Here is a 15,040-nt window from a genome sequence, read left to right on the forward strand (position 1 = left end):
AAGTAGAAGGTGGGGCTTCATATGGAGTGGTTAAAGAGGACTTGTTTTTCTAACCTTGAGAAAGAATCACAGAAAAATCATTTATTACTGTTTATAACGATTTGTAGTTTCTTCCTTGGGATAATCGCAATTGGGTATTATGGATATATTTTTACAGAGAGAGCCATAGCATTTTGGATTTGTGGTATTTCTGTCGTTGCATTTGGAACGCTTTTTACTTTTATAAAAAGTATGGAATCAGCGTATAAATATATCATGACATTTATGTTGCTTACAATGTCTTACATTATGGTACAAGCTTTTAATGAAAGCCCGGCTGTATTTCAAATGGTCTATTTTACATTAGCTGTTTCACTTATTTATTTAAGCGAGCGCCTCATTTTAATTATTGGCGGGGTAGCTGTTGTGATCACATTTATCCTTTGTAGCTATTGGCCGGAGCAATTTTTTGCTTATACAGCCTCATCTGAAGCTGCTAATTTCGCAAGTTTGTTAGCGATTGTAACAATCGCTATGTGGGGCGTCACGAAAATCGGTTCTAATCTGCTCCTTCGTTTAAGTGATGAGAAGCAAGAAGTAATGAGAAAAGCTCAGGAGTTAGAAGAGACGCAAAGACTTATTGAAGAAACAGTTGTGAAACTAGATAGTAATTTCAATCATTTAAGACAAAATATGAACACGTCGATGGAATCGATGAGTGAAATTAATTTTGCCTTTGAAGAGGTGGCAGTTGGTACGCAATCACAATCAGAGATGATGTATCGTTCGGTAGAAGTATTGAATGATATGGAGGGAAATATTGAGCAAATCATCTCTCAAGTAAGAACTGCATCGGCTCATGTGGATGAAAGCTTAGAAATTTCAAAAGGTAGTGTACATACTCTAAGAAATTTTGAAACTAACATGAGAAGTTTAAATGATGTTGTTTCACAGTCTGGAATTATATTTAGAGATTTAATGATGCAATCGAAACAAATTAATGAAATTGTAGATGTAATAACGAATATTTCAAGTCAGACGAGTTTGCTAGCTTTAAATGCAAATATTGAAGCTGCGAGGGCAGGCGAGCATGGAAAAGGTTTTGCTATTGTAGCGAGTGAAGTGTTAAAGCTTGCTGAAGAATCAAATCGTTCTGCGGGAAGAATTCAAGGGATTTTGAAGGAGTTTAGTAATCAAGCAAGTAAGGTAGAAGTGCAAGTAGAGAAGTCAGAAAGAGTACAAGAAGAATGTAACGAGATGTTAGCAAGTGTTTTAACAAATGTAACTGATTTAGGGAAGTTTATTGATGCGATTAATAAAGTAATGCGAGAGGTTGTTGTTCATCAAGAAAGTTTCCAAGTTAAAACGACGAATATTGTAAAGGATGTTACGCATGCTTCTAACGTAATTCAGCAAACTTCTACAGCTACAGAAGAAGTGCTAGCGAGTGTGGAAGAAGAAAAACATCGAAATGATACGTCAGTGAAGACGTTACAAACTGTTAGCGAGCAAGTGAAGTTGTTAGAAGATATTTTAGAAAAGTAATATTGCTTAGAAAGAGCACGAGTGATGTGCTCTTTTTTCATTGAAACGAATACTTGATAGGAATTTAATTGCTTTTCTGCGCGTTTTCTGCCAAGCTTAAGGAGATAAAGTGAGACTAGTACATACTGATTATTAGCCCTCACCAATCAAGCTATCCGCAAATAGCGGAATAAAATACTTCAAAGAAAGAATTATATAGGTGACGCATATGATCGAAGTTAAGACTTCTGAACTTAGTGATGGAGAATTTAATAGAGGTGTATTTGCAACTCGTGATATTAAAAAGGGTGAGTTGATACACGCAGCACCAGTTATCTCTTATCCGAATGAACAGCATGAACATATTGAGAAAACGTTACTTGCTGATTACGCATTTGAGTATGGAATCAATCATACGGCAATCCTTTTAGGATATGGTATGTTATTTAATCATTCATATACACCGAATGCAACGTATGACATCGTTTTTGAGAATCATACATTTAACTTCTATGCTTATAAAGATATAAAAGCAGGAGAAGAAATTTTAATCAATTATAATGGTGAAGTTGATAACGATGAGCTGTTATGGTTTGATAAAGAAAAAGAAGAGAACGAAAAGTAATATAAAGAGTATAGAAAGAGCACATTCTGTGGGATGTGCTCTTTTTTATTGATGTAAATAAAGTAAAAAGTACAAAAAAATACCACTTTCTTTTTGTGTGGTATAGTAAGATACTGAGGGATAGTGTTTTGAAAAAGTCATATATTTTACAAATTGTTGTCTTTCTGATGACATGTCAAGTTTAGTAGTCCATTTGGGTTGCTTTATTATGCAATATATATTTTAATATGAGTGGCACCTCTTATAAATTAAGAGGTTTATAGGTGTCTCGAATTGATTTTGGGTACACTGTATCCACCACTTTAGGTTTTTTCATGTACGTGGGGATATTATGGGCCCGTATAACGGGATAAAATGAATATAGAAATAGAGGAATCGTAAAATGAATATGCAAGAGGTTTATAAATATTTAAGTACGGTATTGCCTGAAGGACATGTTAAACAAGATGAAATGTTAAAGAATCATACGCATATTAAAGTTGGCGGAAAAGCAGATGTTTTTGTTGCGCCTACAAATTATGATGAAATTCAAGAAGTTATTAAATATGCGAACGAATATAATATTCCAGTTACGTTTTTAGGAAATGGATCGAATGTCATTATTAAAGATGGTGGAATTCGCGGGATTACAGTAAGTTTAATTCATATTACAGGTGTTACTGTAACAGGAACGACGATTGTAGCACAGTGTGGTGCAGCAATTATTGACGTATCACGTATTGCCTTAGACCATAACTTAACGGGTCTTGAGTTTGCTTGTGGTATTCCAGGTTCAGTTGGCGGAGCATTATATATGAATGCTGGTGCATACGGCGGTGAAATTTCGTTTGTATTAACAGAAGCTGTCGTAATGACAGGTGATGGAGAGCTACGTACTTTGACGAAAGAAGCATTTGAATTTGGATATCGTAAGAGTGTATTTGCGAACAACCATTACATTATTCTTGAAGCGAGATTTGAACTTGAAGAAGGTGTACATGAAGAAATTAAAGCCAAAATGGATGATTTAACGTTTAAACGTGAGTCAAAACAGCCTCTAGAATATCCTTCATGTGGTAGCGTATTTAAGCGCCCACCAAATAACTTTGCTGGTAAGTTAATTCAAGACTCAGGACTACAAGGTAAGCGAATTGGTGGAGTAGAAGTTTCTTTAAAACACGCTGGATTTATGGTGAATGTTGATAACGGAACAGCACAAGATTACATCGATTTAATTCACTTCGTACAAAAGACAGTTGAAGAGAAATTTGGCGTGAAGTTGGAGCGAGAAGTAAGGATTATTGGAGAGGATAAAGAATAACGAAATACGTATGAAGATATGAATTATTTTAAAATAACATTTGGGTATTGTTGACAATTTGTTTTCAATTCAATATAATGGCTAATAATTTAACAAGTAACATACGTTGAAAGAGCCCAGTAGCAGTTTGTCACTGTTAACGAGAGAGCTAGGGGTTGCTGGAACCTAGCACAAACAAACTTGCGAATTACACTCTGGAGTATCTTAGGTAATGCTAAGCGGACTAGCAATCGATATTATTGCTAAGAGTGGTATGAGTAGCTATGCTATTTATGCAAACTGGGTGGTAACACGGTGAATAATCGTCCCTATGTCTATCGTAGACATAGGGGCTTTTTTGTTTTTAAAAAATAAAGGGGATGACAAAAGATGAATATTATTGATGAATTAGAATGGCGCGGCGCCGTTAATCAGCAGACTGACGAAGAAGGCTTACGTAAGCTAGTAGAAGAGAAAAAGATTTCACTATACTGCGGAGTTGATCCAACTGGTGATAGTATGCATATCGGACATTTGATTCCGTTTATGATGATGAAGAGATTCCAATTAGCTGGCCATCATCCTGTTATTTTAATTGGCGGGGCAACAGGAACAATTGGTGATCCGAGTGGACGACAATCAGAGCGTCAGCTTCAAACGTTAGAAGTGGTTCAGCATAATGTAGATGCGTTAACAGCACAAATGAAAAAGCTATTTGATTTTGGTGGAAATAGCGAAGTGAAGATGGTAAATAACTATGATTGGACACATGAAATAAATATTATTGAGTTTTTACGTGATTACGGGAAAAACTTTAGCATCAATAGCATGTTAGCGAAGGATATTGTAGCAAGCCGTTTAGATACAGGTATTTCTTTCACAGAATTCACGTACCAAATTTTGCAAGCGATGGACTTCCACCATTTATACACGAAAGAGGATGTTCAACTTCAAATTGGTGGCAGTGACCAATGGGGAAATATTACGAGTGGTTTAGATTTAATTCGTAAGTTAGAAGGTCATGAGGCGAAAGTATTCGGATTAACGATTCCGTTATTATTAAAATCGGACGGTACGAAGTTTGGTAAATCAGCGGGTGGTGCGGTTTGGCTTGATCCTGAAAAAACGACACCGTTTGAATTTTACCAGTTCTGGGTAAATACAGATGACCGTGACGTAATTAAATACTTGAAATACTTTACGTTCTTAACGAAAGAGCGTATTGATGAATTAGCAACGAAGGTAGAAACAGAGCCTCATAAACGTGAAGCGCAAAAAGTGTTAGCGGAAGAAATGACGAAATTTGTTCATGGAGAAGAGGCGTTCCTGCAAGCTGAGAAAATTACAGCAGCGTTATTTAGCGGAGATATTAAATCGTTAACAGCTGATGAAATTGAACAAGGCTTTAAAGAAATGCCAACATTCCAGTCTTCAAAAGAGACGAAAAACATCGTAGAGTGGCTAGTCGATTTAGGGATTGAACCATCTAGACGACAAGCACGCGAGGACATTAATAATGGTGCGATTTCTATGAATGGTGAGAAAGTAACAGATGTGGGTACAGATGTTACTGTAGAAAATTCATTTGATGGAAGATTTATTATTATTCGTAAAGGGAAGAAGAACTACAGTCTTGTGAAATTAGGATAATAAGTAAGGCTGGAAAATATATCGGCGATTTTTCGAATATATCGACCGTAACTCAAATTATATCGGCGATTTTCGAAATATATCAGCGCAAATCCGAATATATCAGCGATTTTCCCAATATATCGATTTACCGACAAAAAGCGACAATAAGAACTGTTCCGAACGGGACAGCTTTCATTATAAAAAGTCAGTATATTTAGATAAATTTAAAGGGTATATAATTTTTTTGACGAATAAATAAGTTAGAGAAAATTACGGATAAAAAATAGCCCGAACCATGCAGGGCATGATTCGGGCTTATATTCAGATTAGTAAGCTAAGCTGAATAGACCTTTAATGTGTGATAAGTAACGAACGTTACTTGCTTCTTTCATTAATGATGCTGGTAAGCCTTTAAGTGGAGTATTACTTGCTCCAATTGTAGCAACCGCATCTTTACGTCCTAGACTAGCAAGTGTTCCAGAGTTTACAGGTGCGAACTCTTCCAATGCTTTGCCTTCTAGTGCTGCGTATAAGTTGTATCCAATTAACTCACCCATTTGCCAAGCGATTTGTGCAGTTGGTGGGTATGGACGTCCGTCTGGAGCGAAGACAACAGCGCTGTCTCCAGCAACGAATACGTCTTTGTGAGAAGTAGATTGTAGGTATGCATCAACTGTTGCACGTCCACGGTTAACTTCAAGACCTGATTCACCGATTAATGGGTTACCTTGTACGCCGCCTGTCCAAACGAATGTGTTAGCAACAAGTTTTTGACCGTCTTTTAAGTCGATTTCATTGCCAGCAACGTTTGTTACAGGAAGACCAGTTAAGAATGTAACACCGCGTGCTTCTAGGCTAGTAGTTGCACGTTCGATTAAGTGGTCTGGTAATACTGGAAGGATTTTTGGACCTGCTTCAACAAGAAGAAGTTTCACTTCTTTTGGATTTACGCCGTGGCTTTTTGCAAGTTTAGGCATAATGTCAGCAAGCTCACCAACTAGCTCAACGCCAGTTAATCCGCCACCACCGATTACGATTGTAGCATCAGCTTCGTTTTTCGTTTTCGCGTATTCACGAATACGGTCTTCAACGTGTTTGTAGATTTTGTTTGCATCAGCAGCCGATTTTAATACCATGCTGTTTTCTTCTAGTCCTGGAATACCGAAGTAAGCAGTTTTACTTCCTAAAGCAACTACAAGTGCATCGTAAGATAAAGTAGTGCCACCAGCTAGTTTGATTTCTTTGCTATCAACTGAGAATGACTCAACTGTTGCGATTTTAAGATCGATGTCTTTCCCTTTGAAAAGCTTTGTAAGTGGCATTGCAACTGCTTGCTCAGACACGTTACCAGCTGCAAGGCGGTGTAGTTCAGTGATGATTTGGTGTGTTGGGTATTGGTTAATCACTGTAACTTGTGCTTCTGATTTGCTGTAATATTTACGTACGTTTAAAGCGGCAAGAAGACCGCCATAACCAGCGCCTAAGATGACAATTTGTTTTGACATAGTATGATATCCCCCGTCTTTACTAATTGTTGTTATAAGTTAAATTATTTATTGTTACGTTCTGCACTAATTTGAAGATATGCGTTCACAAAGCGGAACATTTTTTGTGCTTGTGGATCTTTTAGTAATTTTAACAGGCCGAATAGGCCGATAACTTCGTTGCTTTCTTCAGCACGATCTTTCGCTTCGATTGCAGTTGCAGCCATGCTTTTCACTGTATCTTTTACAGGTTCTACAAGCTCTGTAATTGCACCAACAGTGTCGCTTTTTAATACTTCATCAGTAGCAACAGTTTGAGCGAAGTCATAAGACTTAGTTAAAATGTTAACAAGCTCAGTTAATTTTGGAAGCTGTTCTACTAGTGTTGTTAATGATTCTTGTACCTCAGGTTTTAACAACTGATCAAGTACATCAAGTTGTCCTTGGCTAGCAGAAATTTGTACAGTTTCTTGTTCTGGCTTTGTTTGAGTCATAGTTTCTGGCATCTCCAATTCTCCTTTACGATAGCAATACTCTTATTTTTTATAAGTAAGATAGTAAACGTTTACGAAACTTTATACAAAGTTTCACAAAACACAATAAAATGCCTTTAAATTTATGACAGCAAGTAAGCTGCAAACATAAATCTAAAACCATAACGTCTTACTTATTATTTATGAACTGTCCGATACATGGCTTGTCCGCATAATGGAAAAGCTCCGTTACCGGAAAGTGTATATAATATATATCCTATATTATATACTATATACACCTATGTTAACATAAAAATGATTCCTAATTATTTGATATTGAGTGTATAACGTAGTGCTGACAAGGTATGAAAGCGTATAAAATATTTTGTTCCAGTTAGAAATGTATATACATATAAAGAAAAAAAGGAAAAAATGAACAAATTCATGTTCGTTTTTTCCTTTTTCCTATTATTCACCTTCTACAATTAGCATCGATGTGTTACCGCTTTTTTCAAGATGGCATTCGCCCCAAGTACAAAGAGAATCAAGAATGGACTCTAAAGACCAACCGTATTCTGTAAGTGAATATTCTACTTTTGGTGGTACTTGATTGTATACCTTTCTTTGAATAACCCCATCGTCTTCTAATTCACGTAATTGCTGAGTTAACATTTTTTGTGTAATCCCAGGCATTAAACGTTTTAGTTCACTCGTTCTTTTTGTGCCTTTCGTTAGATGACAAAGGATAACAACCTTCCATTTTCCACCGATAACCTCTAAAGTCGCTTCAACGGGAATATTATATTTCTTCATATAAAAATCTCCTTTGATGAATGTAGATTTAAGTTCTCCAACAAAAGAAGCTAAATAATTAAATGTTACTAAAAAGTGCCTATAGCACTTTAAAGTACGTACTTTTTATCATGTTGAATATGTTCCATAATAGCATACGTAAGAGGGAAATGAGTAGTACGGTACTAAAAAGTGCCTATGTTACTTTTAGGTACCTATCGTACTTTTAAGTGCGTTCTTCAAAAAAAGAGTAAAGCCATTCATAATAGCGTATATCAACAGTAAAGTTATTTTTGTAGAAGATAAAAAGGCCTTTTTATCATACTATTATGATTGGATTTCTCGCATTAAGGAGGAGTTCAATTGAATTCATATACAGTATCTTCTTCGGTTATGCAGACGAATCGGAGAAGTATGTTTGCTTTATTAGCACTAGCAATTAGTGCGTTTGGAATTGGTACAACTGAATTTATTAGTGTCGGCTTATTACCATCTATCTCAGAGGATTTACATGTTTCTGTTACAACAGCGGGGTTAACTGTTTCTTTATATGCATTAGGAGTAGCGTTTGGTGCTCCAGTATTAACGTCATTAACAGCTAGTATGTCGCGAAAGACGTTATTAATGTGGATTATGATTATTTTCATTATTGGTAATGGAATTGCGGCGGTAGCAACAAGTTTTACTGTGTTACTTATTGCGAGGGTTGTATCTGCATTTGCGCATGGTATTTTTATGTCAATTGGATCTACAATTGCGGCTGCGCTTGTACCTGAGAATAAACGTGCAAGTGCAATAGCATTTATGTTTACTGGTTTAACTGTTGCGACTATTACAGGTGTACCAATTGGAACATTTATCGGTCAACAATTTGGCTGGAGGGCCTCGTTTATTGTTATTGTGGCCATTGGAATCGTTGCTTTAATCGCCAATAGTATGCTAATTCCTTCTAATTTAAAAAAAGGTACGTCTGTATCATTTCGCGATCAATTTAAGCTGATTACGAATGGAAGACTGTTACTTGTATTTATTATTACTGCATTAGGATACGGGGGAACGTTCGTAACATTTACGTATTTATCTCCGTTATTACAAGAAGTAACAGGATTTAAAGCAAGTACCGTTACAATTATTTTGTTAGTATACGGAATTGCAATTGCGATTGGGAATATGGTCGGGGGAAAATTATCAAATCATAATCCGATTCGAGCGTTATTTTACATGTTCTTTATTCAAGCGATTATATTATTTGTTTTAACATTTACAGCGCCATTTAAAGTCGCTGGATTCATCACAATTATTTTCATGGGACTATTCGCATTTATGAATGTTCCAGGGCTACAAGTGTATGTTGTTATATTAGCTGAGAGGTTTGTACCTAGCGCTGTTGATGTAGCATCGGCGATTAACATTGCAGCATTTAACGCAGGAATTGCTCTTGGTGCTTACTTGGGCGGTATTGTAACGAACTCGTTAGGATTAATTCATACGGCTTGGGTAGGTGGAATTATGGTAGTAGGTGCTGTTGTTTTAACTGCGTGGAGTATGACATTAGAAAAAAGAGATCAAGTAAAATAAAAGGAGAGAAAATAAAATGAAAAACTTACAAAGTAAAACAGTATTAAATAATGGTGTAGAAATGCCTTGGTTCGGTTTAGGTGTATTTAAAGTAGAGGATGGACCAGAACTTGTAGAAGCAGTGAAATCGGCGATTAAAGCAGGATACCGCAGCATTGATACAGCTGCAATTTACGGAAATGAAAAAGCTGTAGGTGAAGGAATTCGCGCGGGTATAAAAGAAGCAGGCATTTCTCGTGAAGATTTATTCATTACTTCAAAAGTGTGGAATTCGGATCAAGGATATGAAACGACACTTGCTGCATATGAAGAAAGCTTAAAAAAATTAGAGCTGGATTATTTAGATTTATACCTTGTTCATTGGCCTGTAGAAGGGAAATATAAAGATACGTGGAGAGCGTTAGAAACACTTTATAACGAAAAACGCGTACGTGCAATTGGGGTAAGTAATTTCCAAATTCATCACTTACAAGATGTAATGAAAGATGCAGAAATTAAACCAATGATTAACCAAGTAGAATACCACCCTCGTTTAACACAAAAAGAATTACAAGCTTTCTGTAAAGAACAAGGTATTCAAATGGAAGCATGGTCACCACTTATGCAAGGTCAATTATTAGATAACGAAAAATTACAAGAAATTGCTGAGAAACACGGTAAAACAACAGCGCAAGTTATTTTACGTTGGGATCTTCAAAATGGAGTAATCACTATTCCAAAATCAACGAAAGAACACCGCATTATTGCAAATGCCGATATATTTAATTTCGAATTAACGAAAGAAGATATGGAAAAAATCGATGCGTTAAATCAAAATCACCGCGTTGGTCCAGATCCTGATAACTTCGATTTCTAAGATTAAAGTAAGAAAGAAGAGTGCGTAAAAGCACTCTTTTTTTGTGCATAAAAATAGTTTCTAAATAAATACTACTTAGTATTAAGTTTGTGATAAGGGGCTGTAAACATGAATATAAAGCAATCGTTCAAGATTTTAGCTATGTTTTTAAGTGTTTTATTTGTGTTATTCCCGCTTCAAAAAGCATTTGCAGAAGTTATGGACCATACAAAGTATGAAATGAATTGGAGTTATAGTAAGTCAAAGAAGAAACCAATTCGAACAGAGCTTATTAAAACCGCAGATGGCAAAATTGCTTTTTGCTTAAATGTAGATTTGAAATCTCCAAGCGGTCAAGATTTACCGGAAATGGGGAAAGTGGATATTAACGTATACCGTGTACTATTGAATGGATATCCACAAAAGAGTCCACAAGAATTAGGTGTTTCTGATTGGAGAGAAGCACATTACGCAACGCAGCTTGCAGTGTGGAATGCGTTAAAACAAATCGATATTAATGATTTAGATTTCCGCAATAAAAATGTAGAGAAAGTAACGAAAGACATCGTTGCAAAAGCAAGCGCTAGTGAAGAGTTACAAGAAATTACGATGAGTGTAACTCCTACAGAAGAACAAGAAGCAGTATTAAAAAATGATTTCTTTGAAACAGGTTTATATACAGTAGAAACAAATGCAAAAAGCGGAACGTATAAAGTACAAGCAACAGGTGCACCAGCGGGCGTAAAATTTGCAAATGAAAAAGGCGAAACAAAAACAGAATTTAATGTAGGAGAAAAGTTCCGCATTTTAATTCCAAAACAAACACCAGCTGGTGGATTTAGCTTTAAAGTATCAGGAAATTTAACGAAATTACAAGGGATTGCGCATAAAGGTACATCGACTATTCAAAATGCAGTAGTATTACTTGAGCGTAGTGAAGAAAAAACAAGTCCAGAGTTAGCGGTAAGTTGGAAAAAGGCTGAGGCTCCAAATAAACCAAATAAGCCATATACTCCAAATGAACCGCATAAACCGAATCAAAAGAGATAATGAAAAAGCATTGGCGTATGCCAATGCTTTTTTATATGAATTCTTTAAAGGTATATCAAGATAATAATTAATCGAGTGAAACACTATTTTAACGTTTTAAAAAGTATTTAAAAATAATAAAATGTGACAAAATCTAAACGTTGCAATAAATAGATTTTATTCACGAAATTGTAACATTATTCTAATTAGAGAGGCTATCAAACAAAGTGTAAAGCGTGTAAAATTCATTTGGAAAAACTACCTATAGATGGTCATATATGAAGAAAATGTAAGTTTTTATTGTTATTTTTAGATGTATAGATGACAATACTGAAAAATATCTTTTACTATTCTCTTTTTTATGTAGCAAGAGAACTCATCACAAATAGAGAGAAGTGAGGAGGGCATATTACATATAAATTTTACAATGTAAGAAAGCGAATGCATGGAGAGAAATGCGGTAGTAATATATACAGGTGCGCGAGGTGTTAGTCCATTCATCAAATGTTTTTATAGGAATAATAGGATTACTTATTAGATGAATATATAGGGTAGTTTATCTAAATAAAGGAACAGGGGACACAGATTATGTCGAAGAAAAAGACGAGTAGGGTATTAGTAGCTGGAATATGTATATCTACATTATTATCGCCAGTAGCTTTCGAAGCATCGAAAGGATATGCAGCACCTTTGGAAGAAAATAAAGGTGGGAAATTAGAAGAGGTAAAAGAGAATAAGTTTGAGCAGAGAGTATTTCAGTTGCCGGGGAAAGGTAGCGTAGAAGAAAATAATCGTTTAAGAGTTACTTGGAAACTTTCCGCTAATGAACCGACTGGAATTTATGCAGAGCCAAATGAAGAGATTACAATTGACATAAAAGGAACGCAGTCTATCCAAGCTTTTATTGGAACGAGATCTTATGATGAAAAGGACCCAGAGGAGTTTAATTTAAAACCAGGGAAAAATGTTATTTCATCTTCAAGAGGCGGTATTTTATATTTTTATAATATGAATAACGAAGGAGAAGTAACAGCTTCCGTTACAAATGGTGGTAGTCACTTTCCTTTATTTATTTTAGGTAAGCATACAAAAAAAGATTGGGATGAAATGTTAAAAAAATATAAGGATCCTTATGCAGTTGAATTAAAAGGTGAGAGAAGCTTAATTACTACTACTTACGATTCTGTGCAGAAATATATGAAGAATACGGATCCAACAGATTTAATGAAATTGCATGATAAGATTATCCGTTTAGAAAACGCAGTGGCAGGATTATCTGAGGACAGTGTTGGGTTTGCAAAATCTCCAACTCATTATGTTCAGTTTGTTGAAAAACGGAAGCCTGCTAAAGGGGACTTTATGTTTGCAAAACATTATCATACAGGATATATTCCAACTGCAATGAATAGAGTTTTAGATATAGAGGTACTTGAGAAGGATGGATGGGGACCGTGGCATGAAGTTGGTCATTTACATCAGCAAGAACCGTGGAAGTGGTCTAAAGTAAGGGAAGTAACAGTAAATATTTACTCATTAGCTGTTCAAAAGGCGTTAGGGAATCAATTAGAAATGGATGAGCACTATAAAAACTCATTTGAGTATTTAGAGAAGCCTAAAGCAGAAAGATTCATTGATGACATTAATCCTCTTACAATGTTTTGGCAATTAAATGTAGTGTATGGAGAACATTTTTATCCTAGGTTACATCAAGCTTATCGTTTGTTACCTCAGAGTGAAATGCCTCATTCTGATGAAGAGAAAAAGCAGCTATTTATTTATATGACATCGCAAGTGGCAGGGCAAAATTTAATTCCTTTCTTTGAGGAATGGGGATTAACACCAAATGATGATATTAGAGAGAAAATAGAAAAATCAAAGTTACCTAAATTAGAAAAGGAAATCTGGAAAGCTACAGATAGTAATGATATTCGTGAGAAGCAAGTTGAACCGTATAAGGTTCCATATGGTGAACCTGCTAATGAAGTACAAAATCTTTTAGTTGGTACAGATTCTGACGAGAATGAAGCAAGTAAACTTGTTCGAAATTTAGGTGAGAATGTAAAAGTAACAGGAAAGATTGTATGGCCTAAACTAGAGAATGGTAAACAGGAAGTGTTAGTAGAAATTGGGGATGAGAAAGGAAATAAAAATTCAATTCCTGTCCAAGTTAACGGATTTTATGATGACAGTATAGTTTTTCAAGGACTTTCAGATGATGTAATGTCGACAGTGACACTTCACCACAATAAGAAGAAATTAAATGTAAACTTTACTAATAATGAAATACATTACCGTTTTGAAAAAGAAGAATATATGGGCTTAACGCTATATGATCGAAATGGGATTGAAAAGAAACGTGTATCTGCAGAAGGACAAGAAACGGGAAAAAGATTTGCGATGGAACTAAATGAATTGGATTTTGAATATGGTGATGTAGTAAAAGTATTCCATGCAGAACCGGATCGTCTGAAGTTGTACCAAAATAATACACTTGTAGATCAAGGGAAGGCTAAAAATAAAAAAGAGAAATTATTCCAAATCACTGAGCAAGGGTTCGAATTAAAAGAGAGTTTACAAGAAGTGACGGCGAAACCGCAAAAAGTAGTAGTCGGAATGGATGTAGACAAACTAGATCCGAAAGAATTTGTACAAGTAAAAGATGGAGAAGTGGTTGGTTTTGCAGAAAAACCAAATACATCAAAAATCGGAGAACAAAAAGTAAAAGTAGAAACGAAAGATCGATTTGGAAATAAGAAAGTGACAGAAGTTCCTCTAACAGTAACATATGGAGATAGCCTACTTGTATATGGGCTGAGCTATAGAGATGGTGACTTAAAATCAATTGTAACTTTACATCATGATACGAAAAAACTGAGTGCGACAGATACAAAGAACCTAATTCATGATTACTTTAAAGATGAAAAGTATTTTGAATTCACATTGTACGATAAAGAAGGAAGAGTGAAGAAAAATATAGCAGTAAAAGGTTTAGAGAATACGCAAGAATTTGCTAAGGAGGTAAATGGAATTGCATTTGAGTATGGAGATGTAGTGAAAGTATATCATGCGGAATCTTCTCGTTTACATTGGTATCAAAAAGATGTATATGTGGGCGAAGGAAAAAGTAAAGAGATAAAGGAATTAGTCTTCAAAATAACTGAAAATGGATTTGAAAGATTAGACGGTGAGCAAACAGTAAAAGCAAATCCGCAGCAAGTAGTAATCGGAACAAATAGCGAAACGCTAGACGCGAAGAACTTTGTTGAAGTACAGGGTGGAGAAGTAGTAGGTTTTGTAGGGAAAATAGATACGACAAAAATTGGTCAGCAAACAGTAAAAGTAGAAACGAAAGATCGATTTGGAAATAAGAAAGTGACGGAAGTTCCTGTAGAGGTGACATATGGGGATAGTCTAGTCTATCAAGGTGTGTCCGATGTTACACGTTCAATTATTACGTTAAACCACGCTGAAAAGAAATTACATGCAACATTTACAAATGATGAGATTCATTATCGCTTTGTAAATGAACAGTATATAGGCCTTACGATTTATGATCAAAATGGAACTGAGAAAAAGCATGTAACCGCAGAAGGACAAGAAACTTCGCAGAATTTTGCAGAACAAGTAAATGGTATGGCGTTCGAGTATGGTGACGTATTGAAAGTGTATCATGCCGAGTCAGATCGTTTAAGTTGGTATAAAAAGAGTGAGTTAGTTGGAAAAGGAGATAAGAAAAAGTTTAAAGAAATTTCCTTTAAGATTACTCCAAATGGTTTAGAGCAAGTGCAATAATAAGAAAAAGCTCGTAAA

The 15,040-nt window shown here is 35.5% G+C and carries 11 protein-coding genes and 1 other annotated feature; of the genes, 8 read left to right on the forward strand and 3 right to left on the reverse strand.

Annotated features, from left to right (window positions below):
- Window positions 1-21 precede the first annotated feature (21 nt).
- The 4 genes from QCI79_RS15705 to tyrS all read left to right on the forward strand — a co-directional run bounded on the left by QCI79_RS15705 (window position 22) and on the right by tyrS (window position 5,057).
- Window positions 22-1,524, forward strand: a complete 1,503-nt coding sequence (locus QCI79_RS15705; protein WP_000455078.1) for a DUF4077 domain-containing protein — start codon at window positions 22-24, stop codon at window positions 1,522-1,524.
- Between the two features lie 208 nt (window positions 1,525-1,732).
- Window positions 1,733-2,128 (forward strand): SET domain-containing protein, encoded by a 396-nt coding sequence (locus QCI79_RS15710; RefSeq protein WP_000573649.1) that lies wholly within the window; start codon window positions 1,733-1,735, stop codon window positions 2,126-2,128.
- A gap of 382 nt (window positions 2,129-2,510) precedes the next feature.
- The gene (gene murB / locus QCI79_RS15715; protein WP_001057102.1) at window positions 2,511-3,428 is read left to right on the forward strand and encodes a UDP-N-acetylmuramate dehydrogenase; all 918 of its coding nucleotides are present in this window, start codon (window positions 2,511-2,513) and stop codon (window positions 3,426-3,428) included.
- A 97-nt stretch (window positions 3,429-3,525) separates the two neighbouring features.
- Window positions 3,526-3,741: a binding site (T-box leader), on the forward strand.
- Between the two features lie 56 nt (window positions 3,742-3,797).
- Window positions 3,798-5,057, forward strand: a complete 1,260-nt coding sequence (gene tyrS, locus QCI79_RS15720) for a tyrosine--tRNA ligase (protein ID WP_001021098.1) — start codon at window positions 3,798-3,800, stop codon at window positions 5,055-5,057.
- A 308-nt stretch (window positions 5,058-5,365) separates the two neighbouring features.
- Here the strand turns inward: tyrS and QCI79_RS15725 are convergent, their stop codons facing one another.
- From QCI79_RS15725 to QCI79_RS15735, 3 genes are all read right to left on the reverse strand, one after another.
- Entirely contained in the window at window positions 5,366-6,544 is a 1,179-nt protein-coding gene (locus tag QCI79_RS15725) for an NAD(P)/FAD-dependent oxidoreductase (RefSeq protein ID WP_000043203.1), read from the reverse strand.
- Between the two features lie 44 nt (window positions 6,545-6,588).
- Window positions 6,589-7,029 carry a DUF1641 domain-containing protein gene (locus tag QCI79_RS15730; protein WP_001115311.1) on the reverse strand — a complete coding sequence of 147 codons (441 nt, stop codon included), beginning with the start codon at window positions 7,027-7,029 and terminating at the stop codon, window positions 6,589-6,591.
- A 435-nt stretch (window positions 7,030-7,464) separates the two neighbouring features.
- Complete coding sequence (locus tag QCI79_RS15735) at window positions 7,465-7,809, reverse strand: winged helix-turn-helix transcriptional regulator (protein ID WP_000760475.1); 345 nt, start codon at window positions 7,807-7,809, stop codon at window positions 7,465-7,467.
- A gap of 372 nt (window positions 7,810-8,181) precedes the next feature.
- On the opposite strand from QCI79_RS15735, the gene QCI79_RS15740 reads away from it, so the two are divergent.
- The 4 genes from QCI79_RS15740 (at window position 8,182) to QCI79_RS15755 (ending at window position 15,022) form a co-directional block, all read left to right on the forward strand.
- The gene (locus QCI79_RS15740; protein WP_165495913.1) at window positions 8,182-9,366 is read left to right on the forward strand and encodes an MFS transporter; all 1,185 of its coding nucleotides are present in this window, start codon (window positions 8,182-8,184) and stop codon (window positions 9,364-9,366) included.
- Between the two features lie 16 nt (window positions 9,367-9,382).
- Window positions 9,383-10,222, forward strand: a complete 840-nt coding sequence (locus QCI79_RS15745; protein WP_000793551.1) for an aldo/keto reductase — start codon at window positions 9,383-9,385, stop codon at window positions 10,220-10,222.
- 108 nt (window positions 10,223-10,330) lie between these two features.
- A complete protein-coding gene (locus tag QCI79_RS15750) occupies window positions 10,331-11,251 on the forward strand; it encodes a thioester domain-containing protein (RefSeq protein WP_001022515.1) in 921 nt (306 codons plus the stop codon).
- Between the two features lie 567 nt (window positions 11,252-11,818).
- Window positions 11,819-15,022: a putative mucin/carbohydrate-binding domain-containing protein gene (locus QCI79_RS15755; RefSeq protein WP_000038383.1), complete on the forward strand. Its 3,204-nt coding sequence runs from the start codon at window positions 11,819-11,821 to the stop codon at window positions 15,020-15,022.
- The last annotated feature ends 18 nt before the right edge of the window (window positions 15,023-15,040 follow it).

Origin of the sequence: Bacillus cereus group sp. MG1 (assembly GCF_040460035.1) — a bacterium.
GTDB classification, from domain to species: domain Bacteria; phylum Bacillota; class Bacilli; order Bacillales; family Bacillaceae_G; genus Bacillus_A; species Bacillus_A cereus.